Genomic DNA, 24,530 nt, shown 5'->3' on the forward strand with positions numbered 1-24,530 from the left:
GAGCTAGGTGAAGGAGAGTTTTTTTCATCTTATATACTTCAAAACACCATTTCAACTAACAGGAAAATCAAAACCATTAAAAAAGCTTGTAGAGGAACCAAGGGTTCCTCTACAAGCTGAACGCATCCAATGGATGCGTTTTTTCGTACAGATGACCAATCACATTTTCATCCTTTTGAATATAAATAAAGAAAACTACTTTAGACAGGAAGTGCCTTCCAATGGAAATACATTGTGATGGATGTACGAAGGAGATGAGAGACTGGGAAACCATTCATATGGTGAAGTTCGATAAATGGTATGTTGGTCATTTCAACTGCTTATTGAACTTGAAAAAAAAATTGAATCTCAATAGACCGATTAAGTGGGATAAATTAGAAGGTAAGAAGGATAATCAAAAAGATTCGGATGGGAAAACAGCGAATTAGATCGAGGGGCAAGAAAAGACGCTAACTTTAGGTAGCGTCTTTTCTTGTGATTTTAATATGAAACATCCTCTTTATTCGCCGCTTTCTTCCATAGGAAGAGCTGATTAAACTCGCTGGTGAACTTAATGTACCTTTTTTAGTAGAAGGAGATCGGTCTATTTCTCTAGACAATATGTAAATGACATGCTAGTCACCTGTGGAGGATGAGGTGAATATTGTAGAGCATCTAATAAATGAGGTGATACAATGTTAGCTTGTCATTCTGCAATAGGTTACACAGCAATCGGTGACTCTATTACATTAGGAACGGGGACCATGTTGTTTTCTCCAACTTTTGTAGATTTTTATAAAAATGAATTACAATGTTCCATAAGAAAAAAGGTGAATGTAAGTGTTTATGCTGAAAATGGAGCGACGACGTCGGAAGTGAAAAAATGGCTTGCTTGCTCGAAGATCGACCTGGGACAAACGGAAATCGTAACTTTAACAGCCGGTGGAAATGACCTTATCGATGCGGCTGAATCTTACGCGGTAACGAAAAAAGATACTGTGTTGGATGATGCTTTAAAGCTTTGCTGCCAAAATATGAGCTGGATTGTCTCCAATTTGTCTAAAGCTCTTAAACAGTCAGATGGAAAAGCGATGATACGAATTGTTAACTTGTATAATCCTATTCCTACTATTCCTTTTTCGGATTACTGGGTAAAGCAGTTCAACCGTCATATTGACAAATGTTCCACTGGAGAGTTGGTGAGAGTGGCTAATGTCTTTCCCGTTTTTAAAGGGAGAGAAAAGCAATTGTTAGCTTCAGATTGTATCCACCCGAACACGCATGGACATAAAGAAATTTCAAATGTACTTATGAAAACAGGAATTACTTTATAAATGTTTAATTAATTGAAAGCAAGGGTAAATTTTTGTGTTAATACATTATAGAAATACTAGGGAGGAACATATGGTACAACAATCGATTCAGTTAAGCGAATTACGAGAACAATTGCTTCATTCCTTTGAGGCAACACGCGCAATGACAAATACATTAGTGGAACCACTTGAGACGGAGGATTTTACCATCCAATCAATTCCCGATGTTAGTCCTCCCAAATGGCATATGGCCCACACGACTTGGTTTTTTGAAACGTTTATTTTGAAACAGTATAAAGAAAATTATGAGTCTTTTCATAAAGAATTTGACTATTTATTTAACTCGTACTATGAAAGTGTTGGAAGTTACTTTCCGCGTCATTCAAGGGGATTATTAAGTAGACCAAGTATAGATAAAGTAAGAAGCTATCGTTCGGATATCAATGAAGAAATAGTGAACTTAATTCAACAACTCGATGAAGGACATCTTCATCAAGTTGCAGATCTCGTTGAAATTGGACTAAATCATGAACAACAGCACCAAGAACTTTTAATGACAGATATTAAATATAATTTCTCCGTTAATCCGTTGTACCCTGTATACCGTCCACTTGATGACGAACCTACTGCAAAAGCGACACCGTTAGAATGGGTGTCATTCGAGGGTGGACTTATTGAAACGGGGATAGATGAAGAGGACGGCTTTTCTTTTGACAATGAGCGACCAGTACATAAGGTATGGCTTGAACCATTTAAATTAGCGACAAGAACGGTGACGAACGGAGAATACATGGAATTTATCAATGCTGGAGGCTATGAACAGGCTGCCTACTGGCTGTCTGATGGTTGGGCAACTGTGAAGGAAGAAAATTGGAAAGCGCCATTGCATTGGGTCGAAAAAGACGGTAAGTGGTATACGTTTACACTTCATGGACTAGTGCCGATTAATAAAGAAGAGCCCGTTACCCACGTTAGCTATTACGAAGCTGAAGCCTATGCAAGTTTTGTTGGGAAGCGCCTACCTTCAGAATCAGAATGGGAAGTTGCAGTGAGGGATCAGCCGATCGCTGGTAATTTTGTAGAGGATGGTCACTATCATCCGGTTGCATCAGTGAAAGAAGAAGAAGGTAACATTAAAAAAGCTTATGGAGATGTATGGGAATGGACGAAAAGTCCTTATATGCCATATCCTGGTAATAAACCTCTTGAGGGTGCATTAGGTGAATATAATGCCAAATTCATGAGTAGCCAAATGATTTTACGAGGAGGATCATGCGTTACTTCGCAAACACATATCCGTCCAACATATCGTAATTTCTTTGGTCCTGAAAAACGCTGGCAATTTACAGGCATTCGTCTTGCAGATGACGTGGAATAACAGGGGGAATTTTAGCCTGATTTACTGAGTTTCTAGATAAGATAGGATTCGACCTCTTGAAGCTTTAAGTTCTTAATGCTGAAATATCGTAATCTTCCTTACAGACATTAGAAGATTATTTCGATATAATTGTCACTGAAGATAAAGATAGAAGGAGCGATGAATGTGAAAAAAATAGAAACGGCAGATTCTTATCAGTCTTTCATTAACAATAAAGAGGTATCCATACTAAAATACGAAGCAAACTGGTGTCCTGATTGCAAACGACTTGATTTTTTTATTGATGACATCATGAATGTTAATCAAGATAAGTCCTGGGCTCAAATTGACATTGAACAGTTTCCTGAAATTACAGAGGAAAATAATGTTATGGGTATTCCTAGCTTACTCGTTTATAAAGATGGGAAGAAAATTGGTCACTTGCATAGCGCCAATACAAAAAATCCCGATCAAGTGAAAGAATATCTAAGTCAGTTTTAATAATAGGAGAAGGTTGCATGTGCAATCTTCTCTTATTTTGTAAGTACATATTCAACTGAGCCATCGTTAAGTGAATGAATGTAAGCAATTGAGTAGCCGATGCTAAGATAAATCCATAGCGTTTCGGTACATGAAGGATGGAGGGGCTCAGTTGGTGCGTAAAGACTTTTGTAGAGCACAGTTGTTTGATTGGAAAATGGTGAACAGTGGAGAAGTACGACATGTTTTCCACTCCAAGCCGTCCCGATTTGATGTCGTCTCATTACACTCATCCTTTAGGGTATTTTTAGTTTTTTTCAATCACCTGCAAAAATGAGAAGTTACTCGATTTAGATGGAAAGATTCATTTTGTTGATAGGAGTATCATATGATTCATGCATGTTGAATGATATGACTACGACATTATTTTAAAAATATTTTGAATTTTTTCTGCGTAGCTGGTATATTAGTAACATATACCGGCAAACTTCTATTGTAAATTTGTAAATTCTTTAAAAACATGTAGGTTTTCTAGGAAAATAGTCGGTGCATGTCATTTCTTAATTCTCCAGATAAGGGCAAACCATTCTAAAGAATGGGACGCAAAGACACAGGTCTAATGTTGGGTCACCAACGATGACGGCTGGTCCTCCTGGAAACCCGATAAGGAGGAGAAAAGAATGACCATGGCAGAGATTAAGCCTAAGAAAGTACTAGATCAAGAATGGGTTATTCTCATGAGGGCTGCCCGGGAGCTTGGGTTACAAAAGGAAGAGGTAAGGTCATTCCTAAGACAAGGTAAAAAACCAACATCCACGAATGTACATAAATGATGAGCGACCAGTAAGGTCGTTTTTTTCTGGCTTAATCCTTGACTTTAGGTGAACATTTTTTGTATCATATGTCATATCAATCTCATACATAACCATACTAACTATGAAGGACAAATAGTAATCAGATAAACCTCATTGAAGCGATTCGGGGATGGTGCGAGCCCGAATAAGGTCTGATGAAACGGCGGTCTGGAGTTTACGTTCTGAAAGTGGATGCATGATATGCATCAACTAGGGTGGAACCGCGGGTGCATAAGCTCTCGTCCCTGGACATTTATTGTCCATGGAGCGAGAGCTTTTTATATTGATTGAAAAAAGGAGAGAATAACATGACAATTTCTATGGAACAGATCGTATCTGTATCAAAGCACAGAGGATTTATTTTTCCAGGGTCTGATATTTACGGAGGACTCGCAAATACGTGGGACTATGGTCCGCTTGGCGTAGAATTAAAAAACAATATTAAAGGAGCATGGTGGAAGAAATTTGTTCAAGAATCTCCATACAATAGTGGCCTAGATGCTGCCATATTGATGAACCCAAAAACTTGGGAAGCTTCGGGTCACTTAGGTAACTTTAATGATCCATTAATTGATTGCAAAAGTTGTAAAACAAGGCACCGTGCTGACAAGTTAATCGAAGACGCACTATCGACAGAGGAAGATGAAATGATTGCAGACGGCCTTTCATTTGAAGAAATGGAACGTCTAATTAAAAATAACAACATTACATGTCCAGAATGTGGTAGTGAAGACTTTACAGAAATTCGTCAGTTCGATTTAATGTTTAAAACACATCAGGGTGTAACGAAATCAAGCACAAATGAAATTTATCTTCGCCCGGAAACAGCTCAAGGAATTTTTGTTAACTTTAAAAATGTTCAGCGTTCTATGCGTAAAAAAGTACCTTTTGGTATTGCACAAATCGGAAAAAGCTTCCGAAACGAAATCACACCAGGTAACTTTACGTTCCGGACTCGTGAATTCGAACAAATGGAGCTCGAATTCTTCTGTAAACCTGGTGATGAACTCGAGTGGCATGACTATTGGAAAGAGTATTGCAAAAACTGGTTGCTTAATCTTGGCGTGAGTGGAGATAGCATTCGTCTACGTGAGCATGCAGAAGATGAACTTTCCCATTATAGTAACGCAACAACTGATATCGAGTACAAATTCCCGTTTGGTTGGGGCGAGCTTTGGGGCGTTGCTTCAAGAACAGATTACGATCTGAAGCAGCATATGGAACACTCAAATGAAGATTTTACTTATCATGATCAGCAAACGGGTGAAAAGTATGTACCATATTGTATCGAGCCTTCACTCGGTGCAGATCGTGTGACACTTGCCTTTTTGATTGAAGCATATGAAGAACAAGAGCTTGAAGATGGCACATCAAGAAGTGTGATGCACTTCCACCCGGCGATCGCGCCATTTAAAGCAGCTGTCTTCCCACTTTCTAAAAAGCTATCTGAAGAAGCGCGTGCCGTTCATGCTGAGCTATCTAAATATTTCATGGTTGATTATGATGAAGCTGGTTCAATCGGTAAACGTTACCGTCGCCATGACGAAATTGGTACACCTTACGCGATTACGTTTGATTTTGATTCTGTAGAAGATCAGCAAGTCACGATCCGTGATCGTGATACAATGGAACAAAAAAGAATGCCGATTTCAGAACTGAAAAGCTTTCTTGAAGAAAAAACACAATTTTAATTAAAGTAGCCGCTCGTGTACGAGCGGCTTTTCTTTACTAATGAGGAGAGTGAGTGAAAGGTGAGAATACTTTGGGATTTTGATGGGACATTATTTGATACATACCCAGCGTTTACAAAAGTGATGAAACAGTTAGTCTCCTCTGAGCTATCAGAAGAAGAGATATTAAGAGAGTTGAAAGTTTCCTTTCATCACGCAACAGAAGTGTTTCAATTAACTGAGGAGCAGATTACAGCATTTCGTAAAAAGGATAATGCCCTTTCTCCTGACGACAAACCACCATTTAGAGGATTAAAAACGATCCTGGAAAAAGCCGATTTAAATGTAATCATGACACATAAACCACGTGCTGAAGTAATTGCTATTTTAAAGCATTTTGATATGGAACATTATTTTGCTGATCTCGTAGCAGGTGACGATGGTTTTCCACGAAAGCCCGATCCTGCTTCATACCATTATTTGAATGATCAATACCATTTGGACCTTGCAGTAGGGGATCGTATGCTGGATATTCTTCCTGCAAAAGAAGTTGGAATGAAAACATGTCTCTTTCAAAATGACTCTCCAGGAGCCGATTTTTATGTGACAAATTATCATGATTTAAATGAAAGGCTTTGGCCTTCTAATTATTAATAATCAAGTAGTTGATCCCCTTTGTGTTCATATGTGATAATACACATATCAACACAAGGGGGATGTTTTTGTTGGATAAAAAACTTCGGTTTATATTGATTACATTTTTGCTAGGTGTTTTTCTAGGTGCTCTTGATTCAGGCATCGTATCTCCTGCGTTAACCACCCTTATAGAAGATCTAGGGATTGACTTAAAATGGACGGTTTGGGTAGTAACGATTTATACGCTAGTCTATGCAGTAAGCATGCCAATTGTAGGGAAACTTGCTGATTTATTTGGGAGAAAGCGAATTTTCCTAACTGGTATTACGTTATTTGCCATTGGTTCTGTAATCGCTGGATTTAGTCAGTCACTTTCCTTTCTCCTTGTTGGTCGAGCGGTTCAAGCTCTCGGTGGTGGTGGCATTATCCCTATTGCAAATGCCGTAATCGGAAGCAGCTTTCCAAAGGAGAAACGGGGCATGGCACTCGGTTTTGTTGGAGCTATGTTTGGAATAGCGACGATTCTTGGACCAAATGTAGGAGGTTTTTTCGTTGCTCAGTTTAGTTGGAGATGGATATTCTTCATTAACGTCCCTATTGCACTTATTATCATCATAATGGGCTTAAAACTTCCCGATGATCGAAAAGAGACAAAAAAACCTTCACTTGATTGGGGGGGAGCTGGTGTATTATCTTTTGTTATCATAAGTCTTCTACTGGGATTAACGAATCTTGATACAAATGAATTTGCGCAGTCGATCCAATCGCTCATGGTTTGGCCGCTTTTACTAATTAGTGTTGTATTTATTTATCCACTTATTCGAGTGGAAAAAGCTGCAAAAGACCCGATTCTTAAATTAAGTTACTTTAAAGACCGGAATATCGTGTTAGCTTTACTCATTTCAATGATTACAGGTATTGGCATAATTAGTATGATTTTTGTTCCTTCATTCTCAGAAATCATATTACTGCTGTCCAGAGGTCAAGGTGGGTACGTTATGACAATTCTGGCAGTAGCATCTGGTTTTGCTGCTCCTATAGGTGGAGTACTTCTCGACAAGTGGGGGGCAAAACAAGTTGTATTACTTGGCTTTTCATTAAGTCTTCTTGGTTCACTTTCTTTTGTTTATATAGCAGATGGATGGATCACACTATCTCTTGGGATGATTCTATCTGGTATAGGGATAGGATTCACTATGGGAACACCCTTAAATTATATTATTCTTGAGTTAACACCTGATCATGAAGCGGGATCAGCTCTATCTCTCGTAAGTTTGTTTAGATCGGTAGGTACTTCACTTGGCCCTGTTATTCTTGCTGGTTTTATCGCTATGTCAGGAGCAACATTTAACGGAAGTAAAATGTCTGAAGCGATCAGAGATGTGATTTTATCCGGCTATCAACATATGTACCTTGCTGCCTCTGTTATTTTCTTGATTGGTCTTATACTCGGAGTCTTTCTGAAGATGCCTCCCAAGTCTTCCAGCGTTCATAATTCATAGGAAATGGTAGGTTCGCTAGATTTTTCCTTCATTAATATAGCTTGCAAAAAGCCAGATCTGAACACGTATGCTCGATCTGGCTTTTTTTATTGCCCAAACCTGTTAAGAACTTCATAGAAGTGTTTAAGAAATTCGAAAAATTTTCTTTCTGAAGGGGCTAGTTCTCTTCCTTGAGGAATAATGACGCCCACAGTCCTTGTCACATTGGGCTCTGATAATTCAATTTTTACTGTTTCACCAGGTAACTGTTCTGAAAGTGTTATTTCAGGTAAGAGACTTACACCTAATCCTGCTGCTACAAGCCCCTTAATCGTATCAATGTCTTCCCCTTCAAATGCAATTCGAGGTTTAAAACCAACCTGCTGACATGCTGATGTAACTAGATGATGAAGCGCATATCCTGAACGAAATAGAACAAAGGGTTCATTCTTCAATTGTCCTAGTCTCAACATTGGATAATCTGCTAACTCGTGTGAGATTGGTAAAAGAGCGAGTAGTTTTTCAGTGAAAAAAATGTGGCCTTCAACATCTGTTCGATCTTTTGGTACTGGAGATACGAACGCAATATCGATCTCTCCTTTGCTGACAGCGTCCGTTAGATCTTGCACAGATCCTTGCCTTAATTGAAATCCAACGCTTGGATGCTCTTTACGAAATGCTGATATAACAGTAGGTAGCGTTTTGGCGGCTAAACTATTCGGAAAGCCGATGCGGATTGTTCCGGTGTCTGGATTTAGAAATTCGTAGACGGCTTGTCTCGCACGTTCAATTTCTGAAATGGCCGTCTCGGCGTGATCCATAAATATTTGTCCAACTTGAGTTAACTTTACGTTTCTCCCTTCCCGAATAAATAATTGTACGCCAAGTTCCGATTCAAGATTGGCAATTTGTCGACTTACAGCTGATTGAGCAACGTGAAGAGAAGTCGCTGCTGCTGTAACATGTTCTCTTTTTGCAACTTCCATAAAATAATATAACTGCCTAAGTTCCATAAAAAAGCAATCTCCCTTTTGATTCATATCAATAATAGATTAATTATATCTAAATTATATATTGGAAGCATTGGTTAAAGCAATGTAAAATGAGTGTAGAATATTTAAACAATTTCGACGTTATGGCGTTAAAGCGAGAAACCATAATGAATTGGGATAAGAGCGAGGAGTGGGAATATGGATAGAACAAACTTTCCAGAGAAACAGGGATTATATGATCCAATTCATGAGCATGACGCTTGTGGCATCGGGCTGATCGCCAATATAAATAATGTGCCTGCGCATGACATTATTGAAAAGGGAGTCTATATGCTACGCCAGCTAGATCACCGCGGAGGGCAGGGAAGCGATCCTGACACGGGTGACGGTGCGGGCATTATGCTACAGATTCCACACGAATTTTTCCAAAAGAATTCCGGGTTTAACCTTCCAAATAAAGGGGAGTACGGTGTCGGAATGATGTTCCTACCCGTTGATAATCAGCTGAGACAGCGCGCAAAACAAATTGTTGAAAAAGCAATCGAGGAAGCAGGCCAAGAGTTTATTGGCTGGAGAACCGTTCCTGTAGATGAAACAACAATTGGAGAAGCTGCATGTATTGCTCAGCCTGTCATTCGACAGGTCTTTATTAAGAAAAGCGATATTTCTGCTGAAGAATTTGAACGTAAATTATACGTCATTCGTAAAAAAGCAGAGAAGCAAGTATCTCAAGATTCACAGCTATCAAAGACAAAGTACTACGCAGCTAGTTTCTCAAAAGATACGATTGTTTATAAAGGAATGCTCACACCAGAACAGCTTGATCAATTTTATTTAGATTTAAAAGATCCAAGTTTTAAATCTGCTTTTTCAATGGTTCATTCACGTTTCAGTACAAATACTTTTCCAAGTTGGGATCGGGCGCATCCAAACCGTTACCTTATTCATAATGGAGAGATTAATACGCTTCGAGGGAATGTAAACTGGATGAGAGCAAGAGAAGGTGCTCTTCAGTCAGATGTCTTTGGAGACGACATGAAAGACATTGCTCCAATCGTACGACCAAACGGGAGTGATTCTTCATCATTAGATAACTGTCTTGAATTTTTGAATCTTTCAGGCCGATCACTACCCCATGCGGCTATGATGATGATCCCTGAACCGTGGGATCGTGATGCAACGATGCTTGATCCTAAAAAAGCTTTCTACGAGTATCATAGTACATTAATGGAACCATGGGATGGACCAACTGCAATCGCGTTTACAAACGGTCGCCAAATTGGAGCGATGCTTGATCGAAATGGACTGCGTCCTGCACGCTACGTAATCACAAACGACGATACGTTTATTCTTTCATCCGAAGTTGGTGTCATTGAAATTGATGAAGAGAAAATAGTGGAAAAAGGCCGCTTAAGCCCTGGCAAAATGCTTCTATTAGATCTTGAAGAAAAACGACTTGTGTATGATGAAGAGATTAAAACACAAATCGCAACAGACAAACCGTACCGTAAATGGTTAGATGAAAATTTAATGAGCTTGTCTCCTGAAGCAAGTAAAACGAGAGAAATTGAAGAGAAAGAGCTCATTAAAACACAAAGAGCCTTCGGTTACACATATGAAGAGTTAACTAAGAATATTGCTCCAATGGTAACAGAGAAGAAAGATCCAATTGGATCAATGGGGAACGATGTCCCTCTTGCTGTTCTTTCTGAGCGACCGCAGCTATTGTTTAACTACTTTAAGCAACTGTTTGCTCAAGTTACGAATCCACCGATCGATTCCATTCGTGAAGAATCGGTTACTTCAACAATGACGTTGCTTGGACCAGAGGGCAACTTGCTTGAAACGGATCCAGGAAGTGCTAGAAGAATTCGACTTGAAACACCGATTCTTACCGATAGTCGTTTTGAAGCGATTAAAGCATTGAATGAAGAGGACTTTCATCCAGAAACATTAAGTTTGCTGTTTGATGCAGCTCGTGGTGAAACGGAAATGGAACATGCTTTACTAGCACTGTTCCGAAAAGCTGATCGTGCCATTAAAAACGGTAAAAGCATCCTTGTTCTTTCAGATTTAGGAATTAACCGTGATAAAGCAGCAATTCCATCATTACTTGCTTTAAGTGGTCTTCATCATCACTTAATTAAGAGAGAAACGCGTACGAAGGTTAGTTTAATTGTTGAAACTGGTGAGGCTAGGGATGTTCATCAGTTTGCCATGCTAACTGGATATGGGGCTGACGCTATTTATCCTTATGCCGCTTACGATTCAATTAACCAGATGATTTTGGACGGAACCATTGAAGGATTTACGTTCGATGAGGCGATTGAGAACTACATTGAGGCTGCCACAACTGGTATCGTTAAAGTAATGTCAAAAATGGGTATTTCAACGATCCAAAGCTATCGTGGTGCTCAAATCTTCGAAGCAATCGGTGTAAGCAACGAAGTGATCGATCGTTATTTTGCTGGTACCGCTTCGCAAATTGACGGCATTCCAATCGATATTATTGCGACAGAGACGTTGATGAGACATCATTTTGCTTATCATGATTCTGAATATAGTGATTTAACGCTTGAAACAGGAAGCGAACTTCAGTGGAGGAATGGAGGAGAGCATCACTCTTTCAATCCGAAAACAATTCATACGCTACAACACGCTGCTAGAAGTAATAATTATGAATTATATAAAAAATTCTCCGGTATGGCGCTTGAAGAGAATTTAACTTATCTTAGACAGGCGATTGATTTTGGATCGAAAGAATCCATTTCAATTGATGAGGTTGAAAGCGTTGAATCCATTACACGTCGATTTAAGACGGGCGCAATGAGCTACGGCGCTCTAAGTGGTGAGGCTCACGAAGCTCTCGCAATTGCGATGAACCGGATTGGAGGACGAAGCAATAGCGGTGAAGGTGGAGAAGATCCTTCTCGTTTTACGCCAGATGAAAATGGGGATCTACGTCGAAGTGCGATTAAACAGGTCGCTTCTGGTCGCTTTGGCGTATCAAGCTATTACTTAAGCAATGCAGATGAAATTCAAATTAAAATGGCTCAAGGCGCTAAGCCGGGCGAGGGTGGTCAGTTACCTGGTAAGAAAGTATATCCTTGGATTGCCGAAGTTCGTGGCTCTACGCCAGGAGTCGGATTGATTTCACCACCACCGCACCATGATATTTATTCAATTGAGGATCTTGCCCAACTTATTCATGATTTGAAAAATGCAAATCCATCTGCACGAATCAACGTAAAGCTCGTTTCAAAAGCAGGCGTTGGTACGATTGCTGCAGGAGTAGCGAAAGGGCTGGCAGATGTGATTCTTATTAGCGGATATGAAGGTGGAACAGGAGCATCGCCTCGAACGAGTATTAAACACGCGGGTCTTCCATGGGAACTGGGCTTAGCTGAAACGCATCAAACGCTCGTCTTGAATGATCTTCGTGACCGCGTTGTTCTTGAAGCGGATGGAAAAATGATGACCGGTCGTGACGTAGTGATGGCGGCGATTCTTGGCGCTGAAGAATTTGGATTTTCAACTGCACCGCTTGTTGTTCTTGGATGTATTTTAATGAGAGCTTGTCATTTGGACACATGTCCAGTTGGTGTAGCAACTCAAAATCCTGAACTTCGCAAGAAATTTATGGGTAACCCCGATCATGTGGTTAATTATATGCAGTTTATTGCTCAAGAAGTGCGAGAAATCATGGCTGAACTTGGCTTTAGAACAATTGAAGAAATGATTGGTCGTACCGATGTACTGAAAGTAAGTCGTCGTACAAAAGACCATTGGAAAGCAAGATATCTTGATCTTAAACCGCTTCTTTATCAGCCGCATGTATCCGATGAAGTCGGTAGATTCAACCAGCGACAGCAGGATCATAAACTAGATGCTGCGCTTGATAATACGTCAATCATCCCTGCAGCACTTGGAGCGCTTGAAGAGCAAAAACCTTTTGAAGGCTCTTACGTTATTCGCAATACAAACCGCGTTGCTGGTGCGCTATTAGGACATGAGATTACGAAGCGATATGGTGCTGATGGACTTCCAGAAGACATGATTCGCCTGCATTTTAAAGGGTCTGCTGGTCAAAGTTTCGGAGCATTCGTCCCTAACGGGGTGACAATGCAGTTAGAAGGCGATGCAAACGACTATGTTGGAAAAGGATTATCAGGCGGGAAACTCATTATTCATCCTTCCGCTAAAGCAGGGTTTGCTAGAGACGAAAATACAATCGTAGGAAACGTTGCTTTTTATGGAGCAACTTCAGGTGAAGCCTATATCAGTGGGCTTGCAGGAGAACGTTTCTGTGTAAGAAACAGTGGTGCTAAAGCGGTTGTAGAAGGAATTGGCGACAATGGATGTGAATACATGACGGGTGGCCGTGTCGTTGTGCTTGGTGAGACTGGAAAGAACTTTGCAGCCGGTATGTCTGGAGGAATTGCATACGTTCTATCAGATGATCAAGAAGCATTTAAACGCAATGTGAATGCTGAAATGGTCCATGTTGAAACATTGAGCAACTATGAAGAAATTCTTGAAGTAAAGCATATGATTCAACAGCATGCTTACTTTACTGATAGTCCAAAAGCCATTCGTTTTATTCAAAACTGGAATGAAGTTGTAGGGAAGATCGTGAAGATCATTCCTAAAGAATTTAAGAGAATTACAGAATCATTAGAAGAGCTTAAAGAACAAGGCTATAAAGACGATGACGCAGCATATGAAGTGTTCCAACAGGCAAAGAACGGTGAAGTAAAGCCACGTAAAAGTGATCTGGAGCCGGTATAAGGGGAGGTATTCGATTGGGTAAGCCAACAGGATTTTTAGACTATCCTAGAGAAAAAGCACGTGAAAGAGATCTATCAACACGACTGAAAGATTGGGGAGAATACCAACTCCCTCAATCTGAAGAAAACTTGAAAACGCAGGGGGCACGCTGCATGGATTGCGGCACGCCCTTCTGCCACTCAGGTATCGAATTAAATGGGAGTGCATCAGGTTGTCCACTTTATAACCTGATTCCAGAATGGAATCATCTTGTTTATCAAGGGAAATGGAAAGATGCGCTAGATCGCCTACTTAAAACAAATAATTTTCCAGAATTCACTGGCAGGGTATGTCCTGCGCCATGCGAAGGTGCCTGCGTAGCAGCGATTCCTGACGATGCAGTTGCGATTAAAAGCATTGAAAAAGAAATTATTGACCGCGGTTTTGCAGAAGGATGGATGACACCTCAGCCTCCTAAAAATCGTACTGGGAAAAAGATTGCCATCGTAGGATCAGGTCCCGCAGGCTTAGCTGCCGCTGATCAGCTGAATAAAGCAGGACACTCCGTTACAGTATATGAACGTGATGATCGTATTGGCGGTTTATTGATGTACGGCATTCCTAACATGAAGCTAGATAAAGAGTTGGTAGAGCGCCGTGTAAAACTTCTTGCTGATGAAGGCGTAACCTTTGTTACGAATACGGAAATTGGTAAAGACGTGACACAAGCTGAGCTTCGTGATGAACATGACGCGGTGATTCTTTGTACGGGAGCTCAAAAGCACCGTGACCTTCCAATTGAAGGACGTAAGCTTGGAGGAATCCATTATGCAATGGATTACTTAAAGCAAAATACAAAGAGTTTGTTAGATTCTGAGCTTCAAGATAAGAAGTATGTTTCAGCAGAAGGAAAAAATGTGATTGTAATTGGTGGTGGAGATACAGGGGCGGACTGTGTTGCTACAGCACTTCGACACGGATGCAAAAGTGTCCACCAATTTGGTAAACATCCACAGCTAACAGCTGATCGAATGATCGATAACCCTTGGCCAGAATTCCCGAAAGTTTTTACTCTTGATTATGCTTATGAAGAGGCTCAAGCAGAGTACGGTGAAGACCCTCGTCAATATTCCATCATGACGAAAAAATTCGTTGGTGATGAGAATGGTCAAGTAAAAGAGCTACACACGGTTACGATCGAGAAACATGTTGATAAAAGAGGGAATGTGTTCATGAAAGAACTTCCTGGAACAGAACAAGTTTGGCCAGTTGAACTTGTCTTAATTGCAATTGGCTTCACTGGACCTGAGGAAGGTGTTCTTGAGCATTTTGAAGTCGATCAAGATAACCGTAAACGAGCGAAGGCAGAATTTGAAGATTATCGTACAAATGTAGACGGTGTGTTTGCAGCGGGTGATGTTCGTAGAGGACAGAGCCTTATCGTATGGGCAATTAATGAAGGACGCGGTGTAGCTCGTGAGACGGATCGCTATTTAATGAACAAAACGGTTATGCCTTAATAACAAGAAAAGCACTCCAACGGAGTGCTTTTCGGTTTGTTACGAAGAACGATCTTTCGTGTGGATGATGGCGAGCACAAGAGCGGAAAAGCTGACCATTAACGATAGGGCCTCAAATACGCTAAGCATCACATCACTCCTTTACAAATAGAATGTCACTTACAGGGGTTGTCCTATACGCAAAAAAGCGAAGTATTTGACAGAATGTCTGGAATCAAATACACTTAAATCAAATATCTCGAATTAAAGATATTTATCATTTATAAATTAGATGATTAAGATAATTGCAATGCGGGAACCTTCTAAAATGGATGTAACAATGAAAAGGAGACTTATAACTTATGAAGCACACAACAGGAATACACCATATTACAGCAATTGTAGGAAACCCTCAGGAAAATGTCGACTTTTATAGCGGGGTTTTGGGGCTACGCCTTGTTAAAAAAACAGTGAATTTTGATGACCCAGGAACGTATCACCTTTACTTCGGAAACGAAGAAGGAGCACCAGGTACAATTATGACGTTTTTCCCGTGGTCGAACGCTCATGATGGTGAAATCGGTTCTGGTCAAGTTGGCGTAACAAGCTTCGTAGTTCCAACAGGTAGCCTACCATTCTGGAAAAAACGCCTGGACAAGTTAAATGTAGAAAACGGTGAGATGACTCGCTTTGGTGAGAAGGTTCTTGCTTTTGATGATCCTCATGGTTTGCATCTAGAGCTTGTTGAACGAGAAGAAGGTGAACCTAATACTTGGAGTTTTGGCGGTGTTAGTACGAAACATGCAATCAAAGGATTTGCTGGTGCAACGCTATTAACAGGAAAACCAAATTCAACTATGACGGTTCTTGAAGAAGTTCTCGGTTTTATCCGTGTTGCGGAAGAAGAGGATTTCGTTCGGTTCAAATCAAGTGCTTCTATTGGTAATACGATCGATGTTAAGAAAACACCAATGGTTTCTGGAAGAATGGGGTCAGGAACAGTCCACCATATTGCATTCCGTGCAAATGACTTCAATGATCATGAGGAATGGAGAAATTTACTCGATGAAAAAGAGTATGGTCCTACACCAGTCGTTGACCGTCAATATTTTAATGCCATCTACTTTAGAGAAGAAGGCGGAATACTTTTTGAAATTGCAACAGATCCTCCAGGATTTGCAAAAGATGAAGACCCTGATGAAATGGGGAAAAAGCTTCTTCTACCACCATGGCTTGAGGAAAAGCGTCCTGAGATTGAACGTGTTTTAGAGCCTGCAAATGCAAGAGTGCTTGAGGGTGACAAATAGTGAAACACATTTTCAAACAAGAAAAAAAAGATCTTCCCGTATTACTCTTACTTCATGGAACGGGGGGAACAGAAGAAGATTTGGTTCCTCTAGCTGAGCTTGTTGCGCCAGAGCACTCAATTCTAAGTGTGAGAGGAAATGTTTCAGAAAATGGAATGCCGCGGTTTTTTAAACGATTAGCAGAGGGTGTTTTTGATGAGGCAGATTTAATTGAGAGAACGCATGAGTTAAATGCTTTCATTGATGAATCCGCAAAAATTTATAACTTCGATCGTAATCATGTTATTGCCATAGGCTATTCAAATGGTGCTAACATAGCCGGAAGTTTGCTTTTCCATGACCCAAATGCACTTAAAGGCGCTATTCTTCATCACCCGATGGTGCCACTGCGAAATCTGAAGCTACCTAATCTTTCTGGAAAGCCTATCTTCATAGGCGCAGGAGAGAATGATCCGATTTGCTCTCCTGAGGAAACGAAAGAACTTTATGAAATGCTTTCTCATGCTGGGGCGGATGTAGAGGTCCATTGGGAAAGCGCTGGACATCAATTAACAAGGTCTGAAGCTGAAACAGCGGCAGATTGGTTTCATAAGCATTTTAAATAGCGGAAAGAGTGCTTTAACATATCCTCAATAATAAAAAAGCAAGCATCAAAGTCGCATAACTTTGTTGCTTGCTTTTTTTGTATACCAGTTTAAGTACTTTTCTTTTCATCGCGATCGATTACGGCAGCTCCGATAATGTCTCCTAGTACGTTTGAAGCTGTGCCAGCCATACCGATTAGTACGTCAACACCTGCGATGAGAGCGACGATTTCTAATGGTAAATTAAACATCGTTAAAACAGCTGATAGTGTCACTAAGCCAGCAGCTGGAATGCCCGCTGTTCCTATAGATAAAAGAGTGCCAATCGCAACGATGATCACATAATCCATAATCGAGAAGTTTAACCCTGTTACATTTGCAGCAAATACAATCGAGGCTCCCATTCTTAATGCCCCTCCATCAGAGTTAAACACGGCTCCAATCGGTAAAGAAAAGTTCACAACTCGCTCTGAAATACCAGCTTTTTTTGCAGAGTCAATGGCTATCGGAAGAGAAGCGATACTACTTGATGTGAAAAAGGCTGTAAGATAAGCATCCTTCGTTTGAGAGAAGAAGTGTCGAATACTCAACTTTGAGTATTTTAGAAAAGAAGTATAAATCAGTGCCCATAACAATAGAACACCTAAGTAAAACACCCCTGTAAAAGCAATGAGTGACTGGAAGGTTCGAAAGCCTTGATTACCGAACGATGTTGCGCTGATCGCAAAAATACCAATTGGTGCATAAAGCAAAATTCCCTGTAATAGCAAGAAGAACAAGTCATTTGCAGATGAGAAAAGACGATGGAGCCTTTCACCTGATTCCCGCAGATCTTTTTTGTCGGAATAACGCATTTTTCCCATCGTTAATCCGATGATCACAGCGAGAAAGAGAATGCCCATTAGCTGGCCAGAAGAAAAAGTTTCAAAAAGGTTACTAGGCACAATGTTAAGAAGTACATCAGAAAATCCTGGTGTATCTGGCTTTTCTACTTTAGCATCCGGAAGGGTTAAGCCAGAACCGGGGTTAACCCATAAAGCGATTGTGACCCCTATTAATACAGCCGCGGCTGTCGTTAATCCGTAATACACGAGCAGCTTGCCGCCAAGCCGACCAAGGTGTTTCGGATTCATTTGATTAATTGCGAGCACTACTGTTAAGAAAATGACTGGAATTGCGACAAGGTTAAGCAAGTTGATCAAAATGGTGCCAAGTGGTTTAATAATTTCAATACTTGGTCCAAAAAGAATACCTGCTCCTATACCTAATAGAAAGCCTAGAGTCATTTTTAATACGAAAGAAGAATCTTTATACAATTGCCACATTACCTGCATGGTTACACCTCTTATTAAATAGTGTTATTAGTATAACAGCTAGATAGGAAATTGTTTAGAGATTATATTTCCTTTTAAAATAAAATATATTTATAAAAGGTTATTTATCATTGGATATTTAGATTTTACTTGATTTTTAAATCGCTTTTTAAGATATTTATATTTTCTTGTTATATTTTTTTAGAATAGTATTTTGGGGATAAGCTATTCTTCTATTATTTGCTTTTGAAGGCACGTGGTATACTAACTAAGAAGGAATTAGAAGGAGTTTAGAAGAATGATTTTTACAACTGCAGGTAGACCAACTGAAGCGCTAGTGAGAGAAGCGAAAAGACTGAGCCGCTTACACAAAGGCACATACATACCAAGGGAAAAACGATCGATTAGCCAACTTATGAATTTATGTGATGAACCACTTATAGTTGTTGGATTTGATCGCCTTTTTCTATATAAAGATCAGGCAGAAAAGCCTGTTTTCTTCCATCCGAATACAGCCATGTTTCGTACGAAAGCTCTCTTACGAGGACGTAGCGATGCGTTCATTCAGGCGAGCGGACTTAATAAAGGTATGAGTATGTTAGACTGTACTGCGGGTCTGGGAGCTGACAGCATCGTTGCGAGCCTTGTAGTAGGAAAAGATGGAAGTGTTCAAGCAATCGAAGGCTCAGACCATGCTCTTATACTTCAAGAGGGACTTAAAAATTGGCAAAGTGGCGAGGCAAAGATCGATAACGCTATGAGGAGAGTAGTCGTGATAGGGAAGCGGTATGAAGCAGTTTTACCGAATTTACCTGATGATTCAGTAGATGTGGTTTATTTTGACCCAATGTTTGAAGATACCATACTAGAATCTGATGGGTTACTAGAAATGAAAAAGATTGCCCTGTACGATGCGCTATCTGAGGAAATGATAAAAGAAGCAAAACGAATTGCTCGTATAAGAGTTGTTTTAAAAGATTCGTGGAAAAGTTCACAGTTTCAAAAGTTTGGCTTTCAACAGCAGATTCGAAGAACATCCAAGTTTCATTACGGAATCCTTGAATGTAGGGGGTGAAGCAATTTGTTACCAGATCACCTAGATTATAATTTGAAAATCCTGTTTATCGGTTTCAATCCTGGGCTTCAATCAGAAGAAGTAGGCCATCACTATGCAAATCCTACAAATCGTTTTTTCGCTGTATTATATGAAGCGGGACTGACTGACCGGAAGCTCTCACCAGAAGAAGATCATAGACTTCTCGAATATGGGTATGGATTAACGAATATCGTTGATCGTCCTACAAGAGGAGCGAGTGACTTAACTATTGAAGATTATGTCCAGGGAAGAAAAAACCTTATGAAAAAAATCAACGGATATATGCCATTAGTAAACTGCTATGTCGGGAAAGGAGTATATCAGAAATTATCTGGGATAAAAAAGGTTGATTGGGGATTTCAACCGATTAATCAAGTGGATGGTGTTCGCGATTTTGTTGCACCATCTACAAGCGGATTAGTTAGGATGTCTCTTAAAGAATTAATTGGTATTTATAGTGAATTAAAAGTGGATAAGGTCAATTAGGAGGGACTGGGTATGTCGGATAGAAATAAGAGTACTGAGAGAAAAATTTTGCAACCTGAACATAAGGAAGAATTACTTCGCAAATTAAAAGACCGCTTTGAAAAAAATATGCAGCGTCATAATGATCTTGAATGGGCAGGTGTGCGACTAAAGCTTGAGGAAAATCCTGATAAAATATGGACTCTAAATGAAATGGAAATGACAGAAGGAGAGCCAGATGTTGTAGGTTACCTTAAAGAAAGTGACGAATACATTTTTTATGATTGTTCGGCTGAGAGTCCTAAAGGCCGCAGAAGTGTTTGTTACGATCGAAAAGCTTTAGAGTCCAGAAAAAAATTTAAACCTGAGAACAACGTTATGGACATGGTAACGTCCATGGGTGCTGAGCTATTAACTGAAGAGCAGTACCGCGAATTGCAAACGCTTGGGAATTTCGATGTGAAAACGTCGAGCTGGGTGCAAACTCCCGCTGATGTGAGAGAACTCGGCGGTGCGCTTTTTTGTGATCGTCGCTACGGTCGTGTGTTTGTTTATCACAATGGTGCAGAATCTTATTATGCTGCCAGAGGGTTTCGCTGCTCACTAAAGGTGTAATAATGATTTGGATTTAGTAAACCCCTTCTATCAATTTCAGCTTAATTGTAATGTAAGCGCTATTGTGAGGTTAACTTGAACGGAGGATAAGATGAAGCTGGGGACTTTTTTTATACAGGAACGCATGGCAACTCATAACGTAATTGGTATAAGTTTAGCTGTTGTGAACCACTGCAAAATAAGTCATACGGAATGTTTTGGTTTATTAGAAGCACATTCAACTAAGAGGGTAGAAACTTCTTCACTTTTTAATGCGTGTTCTGTTAGTAAGTTTCTTACGTCAGTACTTGTAATGACTTTAGTGGAAAAAGGAAATCTTGATTTAGATAGAGATGTCAATGAATTTCTAACTTCCTGGAAGCTTTCAAACAAACTATTTATGAATCACAAGGTGACGCTTCGTTACTTACTTAGTCATCAATCAGGAATAGTAGACCCTATTGATAGTTTTGGTCAGCTTGATCAAATTGATACGGATCCTCCATCCATGGTGGAACTTCTGAAAGGAAAAACAGTCTATTGTAAAGAACCTATTCAGGTAACCTACAAACCTGGCAGTGACTTTCAGTATTCTGATGCTGGATTTTGTATCATTGAACAAATAGTAGAAGATGTGACGGGTATGAATTTTCATGAAGTTATGAACGACTTCATTTTTAAACCATTAAACATGAATCGTAGCACCACAGATTTCACCAGGTTAACAGCCTTTAGTGGAGAAATTGCTTCTGGTCATCATAAAACGGGTGAAAAAGTTAAAGAAAACGATATGATTTATCCATATGCAGCTGCATCTGGTCTTTGGACCACACCCACAGATTTATCTTTGTTTATGATGGATTTCTTGAAGTCTATGAAAAATGAAAGCAAAATAGGACTATCTGCAAGTAGTGCCATGAAGATAATCAGTTCGTATGGTGATAGAGAGTGGACAGGATTAGGTGTATTTCTAGAACGCTCAGGTAAACATTTCAAAGTCTTTTCTCTTGGATGGGGAGTTGGTTTTCAATGTATGATGGCACTGTACCCCAAATTAGAAAATGGAGTAATCATAATGACAAATACAGATTTAGGTGTACATCAAGATGAAGGCATTATAGGGGACATCATTCGATCACTTACACTCGATAATAGTTAGGACAAGGGTGGACTATTTAGTCATAAGTCTTTAACTGTGAATGAAAAACGATCCTGCTTGCTCGACAAGATCAGGATCGTTTTTATTATACAAATCGTAGCAATAACCGCTTTAACAATGGTGTTAAATACGCGGGTATTTCATTTGCGGAAGGAATGACAAGACTTTGTGTCCCGTATATATTTCGCATCGTATTTTTTTCTTTTTCTTGTGGTTCTCCATTTGATAAAAAGACACCGATTACTTCATAGCCTTTTTTTCGTGTCTGAATAACGGCTTCATGTGTATCGATGATGCCATTTTCACTATAATCGTAAGCAGAAGGCTCTCCATCTGTAAAGACGAGTAAGATTTTATGTTTTTCATTTCGTTCAGCTAGTTCTTCAGCAGCTTTTCGAATCGCGTAACCATCCCGATTGTCTTCTTCAGGCTCCAATTGCATAATTTTTGCACCTTCATTAGGTTGAGTGGAGCGATTATAGTCGACGATTTTGAAAAGGGTATTTGGCTGTTCTTCATCATCTGCATCGAAAGCATCTTCATAGAAGCCAGTGATCGAGTGTTTAATGTTGAGTCCTTTTAACGTCTCGTGGAAAAGTGTAATCCCAAGGCGTGTTTCTTCCATTTTATCGTACATGGATGCCGAACAATCGACAAGTAACGAGAAGGTGACATCTAGCTCTGTACTAGGCGCATTCTTTTTATAAAAGAGACGAGGATTTTCGTCTGTTAATATCCTAAGGAGCTTGCGATTCAATCGACCAAAATGAAGATCACTTCTTGGGGCAATTTGTTTTTGCTCGATCGTTTTTTGGATCGCAGAGCGAAGTGACTTTTCAGCATATTGAATTTCAGCTTTCGCAGTTCGATAATTCGATCGCTCTTCAGAAGTAGGTTTGTCGGCTTGACGAATGACTTCCTTCACGTTTCGATTCGCTTCCCCTAGGGGATCCTGCGCTCCTGCGACAGCTTTTGTATCATGGCTTTCAAGAAGAGCTTCTTCATCAAACTGACTGCCTTCTGATTGCTTTGAAGCACCTTGCACACTGACAAAGGCTTGATCACCGGATTCTTCTTTTCGTTCTCCTTCACCGATGAGGTCGGATTTTGCCCCTTCTTCCAGGTCAAATTGAAGGAAATTGGAGCCTTCTTGTTCCTGTTCTTCATGCCACGTATTCATTTCTTCATCATACGTTTCTTTATCTTCTTTATCCGTCGTTTCCATAGTATCGTCACTTTTCAACTGACGAGCTTCTTCATCCTCTACTACTACCGAGGGATTTGCGGATGTCCCATACATCGTTAAATATTCTGTTGACATATCGAAATGATCATCATTTAGTTCCTGACAAAAAGCGTTTGTGAGCGTAACGACGGCTTTTGTTGAACTCGCTTTAGAAATCTCCATAATTAAATGGCGCAAATAGGGCTTATATTCTGCTAGGTCATTTCCGAGAGCAACTGGTTTACCGATCGCTTGGAGGTAGATGGCGCAAAATAAAGCATCAAGCAGCTGGTTCTGACGATTATGAACGTCCAAACGTCCACGGAAACGCTTTTGAAATAGCGTTCGTCTTGTATCAAAAGCAGCACTCATTCCAGGACGGACATTCATACAAATCTTCTCAAGTCTGACATCTTCTAATAACGCAAACAACTGTTTACGAAAAAGAGGATGTGATTGGTTTTTAAGAGTAGAGAGATAACGATCTACTTCATTGAAATTTGTATAATGAACATTACCAAGTGCACGAAGGTAGATATCACTTTTCATGCCATCAAATTGTGTGCCATCAAAAATATCATTCCAATAATGACTGACCGTAATCAACTTTTCAGCTGGTCTGTAATAAGAATGGAAAGCGAACTGAACTTCACTCTCTATGTGACTCAGTGTTTCAGCGAGATCAGATAAACTTAGATGAAGAAAAGGATCAGTCTGATTCTCAGCAAAGTTTAGAAACTTCATTTATGCTTTCTCCTGATAACGTCCAAAAATCGTTTCTGCGATGTTTTCCACTGCCGCTTTTTCACGCTCATCTTCAAGCTTATCTGTAATCGCGCGTTTAATCGCACGTCTCGCTTCCATAAATGTTGTTAAGTCACACGCATCTAAGAGTGAACGAGGAGAGGCGGCTTCTTCTGAAATCTGGCCATCTCTTACTTTTGATTGAAGGTCAGCAGATAGTGTCACAAACTGATCAAGCTGATCTGAGTCGTCTAGAAGCGACTGTTCACTTAACATTTCTTTTAAAGCTTCCCCTTGTAAGTAAGGCACTTCTATTACGATAAAGCGATTTTTTAATGCCTCATTTAACGGTGCTGTTCCAATATATCCTTCATTAATCGCAGCAATAACACCAAAGTTCTCTTTTGCACGAACCGTTTCTCCAGTGAAAGGGTTGAGCACCATGCGTCGATAGTCAAGAACACCATTTAGAATAGGAAGTGTTTCTGCTTTCGCTGTATTTATTTCATCAATATAGAGAAGTTCACCGTTTTTCATCGCATTTTCCACTGGCCCAGGAACAAATGTAATATGCGCATTGTTTTGTTCGTCATAACTTAGCGTTTTGTAACCTAGAAGCGCTTCAGCATCTAAATCAACGGAACAGTTAATTGAATACATAGGTTGGTTAAAGAAATAGCTAATTAATTCGGCTAGTTTTGTTTTACCAGCTCCTGTTGGTCCTTTTAGCAAAACATTCTTCCCAAGAATTAGAGCTGTTACGGCATCTTTTACAATTGACATGTCTGGTGCTGTGTATCCTTTTGAACCAATTAGGTAGTGATCTGGGTTTGTATTTGCATCGCGTCGGTCTTCAATACGATTCTGTATTTTATCTGGAATATCAAACGTTTCATATAATTGCATCTGTCATACCTCCGAGTTTCGAATTCACATCTATTCAAAAGTTAACTATAACGGAAAAAAACAGTCTCTGTCTAATGAAAGTCGTTGGAATGTCAACGTCAATCATTTT

22 protein-coding genes and 1 riboswitch are annotated in these 24,530 nt (G+C 39.9%); of the genes, 16 read left to right on the plus strand and 6 right to left on the minus strand.

The window, feature by feature from the left end; genetic code table 11:
* Positions 1-221: 221 nt before the first annotated feature.
* The 4 genes from LCL91_RS04085 to LCL91_RS04100 all read left to right on the plus strand — a co-directional run bounded on the left by LCL91_RS04085 (position 222) and on the right by LCL91_RS04100 (position 3,150).
* Positions 222-428: a hypothetical protein gene (locus LCL91_RS04085; RefSeq protein ID WP_098443633.1), complete on the plus strand. Its 207-nt coding sequence runs from the start codon at positions 222-224 to the stop codon at positions 426-428.
* Between the two features lie 246 nt (positions 429-674).
* Entirely contained in the window at positions 675-1,313 is a 639-nt protein-coding gene (locus tag LCL91_RS04090; protein WP_224880187.1) for an SGNH/GDSL hydrolase family protein, read from the plus strand.
* Positions 1,314-1,383: 70 nt separating this feature from the next.
* Positions 1,384-2,670, plus strand: coding sequence for an ergothioneine biosynthesis protein EgtB (egtB, locus tag LCL91_RS04095; protein ID WP_224880189.1), 1,287 nt, complete (start codon positions 1,384-1,386; stop codon positions 2,668-2,670).
* Positions 2,671-2,835: 165 nt separating this feature from the next.
* Positions 2,836-3,150, plus strand: coding sequence for a thioredoxin family protein (locus LCL91_RS04100; protein ID WP_224880192.1), 315 nt, complete (start codon positions 2,836-2,838; stop codon positions 3,148-3,150).
* Positions 3,151-3,182: 32 nt separating this feature from the next.
* On the opposite strand, the gene LCL91_RS04105 is transcribed toward LCL91_RS04100, so the two are convergent.
* Positions 3,183-3,413 carry a hypothetical protein gene (locus tag LCL91_RS04105; protein ID WP_224880194.1) on the minus strand — a complete coding sequence of 77 codons (231 nt, stop codon included), beginning with the start codon at positions 3,411-3,413 and terminating at the stop codon, positions 3,183-3,185.
* A gap of 283 nt (positions 3,414-3,696) precedes the next feature.
* A riboswitch (cyclic di-GMP riboswitch) is annotated at positions 3,697-3,785 on the plus strand.
* Between the two features lie 24 nt (positions 3,786-3,809).
* On the opposite strand from LCL91_RS04105, the gene LCL91_RS04110 reads away from it, so the two are divergent.
* The 4 genes from LCL91_RS04110 to LCL91_RS04125 all read left to right on the plus strand — a co-directional run bounded on the left by LCL91_RS04110 (position 3,810) and on the right by LCL91_RS04125 (position 7,791).
* Positions 3,810-3,962 carry an anti-repressor SinI family protein gene (locus LCL91_RS04110; RefSeq protein WP_224880196.1) on the plus strand — a complete coding sequence of 51 codons (153 nt, stop codon included), beginning with the start codon at positions 3,810-3,812 and terminating at the stop codon, positions 3,960-3,962.
* Positions 3,963-4,291: 329 nt separating this feature from the next.
* Positions 4,292-5,674, plus strand: coding sequence for a glycine--tRNA ligase (locus LCL91_RS04115; RefSeq protein WP_224880198.1), 1,383 nt, complete (start codon positions 4,292-4,294; stop codon positions 5,672-5,674).
* A gap of 60 nt (positions 5,675-5,734) precedes the next feature.
* On the plus strand, positions 5,735-6,307 hold the full coding sequence (locus tag LCL91_RS04120) for an HAD-IA family hydrolase (protein WP_224880200.1): 573 nt from the start codon (positions 5,735-5,737) through the stop codon (positions 6,305-6,307).
* Between the two features lie 71 nt (positions 6,308-6,378).
* Positions 6,379-7,791, plus strand: coding sequence for an MFS transporter (locus LCL91_RS04125; RefSeq protein ID WP_224880201.1), 1,413 nt, complete (start codon positions 6,379-6,381; stop codon positions 7,789-7,791).
* Positions 7,792-7,877: 86 nt separating this feature from the next.
* Here the strand turns inward: LCL91_RS04125 and LCL91_RS04130 are convergent, their stop codons facing one another.
* A complete protein-coding gene (locus tag LCL91_RS04130; protein WP_098443642.1) occupies positions 7,878-8,783 on the minus strand; it encodes a LysR family transcriptional regulator in 906 nt (301 codons plus the stop codon).
* Between the two features lie 177 nt (positions 8,784-8,960).
* Here LCL91_RS04130 and gltB point away from each other — a divergent pair, with 177 nt between their 5' ends.
* Positions 8,961-13,550, plus strand: a complete 4,590-nt coding sequence (gltB, locus tag LCL91_RS04135; protein ID WP_224880203.1) for a glutamate synthase large subunit — start codon at positions 8,961-8,963, stop codon at positions 13,548-13,550.
* Between the two features lie 14 nt (positions 13,551-13,564).
* Positions 13,565-15,049: a glutamate synthase subunit beta gene (locus LCL91_RS04140; protein WP_165995707.1), complete on the plus strand. Its 1,485-nt coding sequence runs from the start codon at positions 13,565-13,567 to the stop codon at positions 15,047-15,049.
* A gap of 39 nt (positions 15,050-15,088) precedes the next feature.
* Here LCL91_RS04140 and LCL91_RS04145 read toward each other — a convergent pair whose 3' ends face one another.
* On the minus strand, positions 15,089-15,178 hold the full coding sequence (locus LCL91_RS04145) for a putative holin-like toxin (protein ID WP_224880206.1): 90 nt from the start codon (positions 15,176-15,178) through the stop codon (positions 15,089-15,091).
* Positions 15,179-15,390: 212 nt separating this feature from the next.
* Here LCL91_RS04145 and LCL91_RS04150 point away from each other — a divergent pair, with 212 nt between their 5' ends.
* Together LCL91_RS04150 and LCL91_RS04155 are read left to right on the plus strand one after the other, a co-directional pair.
* Positions 15,391-16,335, plus strand: coding sequence for a ring-cleaving dioxygenase (locus LCL91_RS04150; protein WP_224880208.1), 945 nt, complete (start codon positions 15,391-15,393; stop codon positions 16,333-16,335).
* The gene (locus LCL91_RS04155; protein ID WP_224880211.1) at positions 16,335-16,940 is read left to right on the plus strand and encodes an alpha/beta hydrolase; all 606 of its coding nucleotides are present in this window, start codon (positions 16,335-16,337) and stop codon (positions 16,938-16,940) included. The genes LCL91_RS04150 and LCL91_RS04155 overlap by 1 nt, the downstream gene beginning before the upstream one ends.
* Positions 16,941-17,029: 89 nt before the next feature.
* On the opposite strand, the gene LCL91_RS04160 is transcribed toward LCL91_RS04155, so the two are convergent.
* Complete coding sequence (locus LCL91_RS04160; RefSeq protein ID WP_224880213.1) at positions 17,030-18,253, minus strand: dicarboxylate/amino acid:cation symporter; 1,224 nt, start codon at positions 18,251-18,253, stop codon at positions 17,030-17,032.
* A gap of 277 nt (positions 18,254-18,530) precedes the next feature.
* Here LCL91_RS04160 and LCL91_RS04165 point away from each other — a divergent pair, with 277 nt between their 5' ends.
* From LCL91_RS04165 to LCL91_RS04180, 4 genes are all read left to right on the plus strand, one after another.
* Positions 18,531-19,307 carry a class I SAM-dependent methyltransferase gene (locus LCL91_RS04165; RefSeq protein WP_224880214.1) on the plus strand — a complete coding sequence of 259 codons (777 nt, stop codon included), beginning with the start codon at positions 18,531-18,533 and terminating at the stop codon, positions 19,305-19,307.
* A gap of 6 nt (positions 19,308-19,313) precedes the next feature.
* Complete coding sequence (locus tag LCL91_RS04170) at positions 19,314-19,814, plus strand: mismatch-specific DNA-glycosylase (RefSeq protein WP_224880216.1); 501 nt, start codon at positions 19,314-19,316, stop codon at positions 19,812-19,814.
* Positions 19,815-19,826: 12 nt separating this feature from the next.
* Positions 19,827-20,408 (plus strand): DUF4256 domain-containing protein, encoded by a 582-nt coding sequence (locus LCL91_RS04175; protein ID WP_224880218.1) that lies wholly within the window; start codon positions 19,827-19,829, stop codon positions 20,406-20,408.
* 91 nt (positions 20,409-20,499) lie between these two features.
* Positions 20,500-21,546 carry a serine hydrolase domain-containing protein gene (locus tag LCL91_RS04180; RefSeq protein WP_224880220.1) on the plus strand — a complete coding sequence of 349 codons (1,047 nt, stop codon included), beginning with the start codon at positions 20,500-20,502 and terminating at the stop codon, positions 21,544-21,546.
* An 85-nt stretch (positions 21,547-21,631) separates the two neighbouring features.
* On the opposite strand, the gene LCL91_RS04185 is transcribed toward LCL91_RS04180, so the two are convergent.
* Positions 21,632-23,515 (minus strand): vWA domain-containing protein, encoded by a 1,884-nt coding sequence (locus LCL91_RS04185; RefSeq protein ID WP_224880222.1) that lies wholly within the window; start codon positions 23,513-23,515, stop codon positions 21,632-21,634.
* On the minus strand, positions 23,516-24,421 hold the full coding sequence (locus LCL91_RS04190; protein ID WP_224880224.1) for an ATP-binding protein: 906 nt from the start codon (positions 24,419-24,421) through the stop codon (positions 23,516-23,518).
* Positions 24,422-24,530: the final 109 nt, after the last annotated feature.

Source organism: Guptibacillus hwajinpoensis, from assembly GCF_020171785.1.
Classification (GTDB): Bacteria; Bacillota; Bacilli; order Bacillales; family Guptibacillaceae; genus Guptibacillus; species Guptibacillus sedimenti.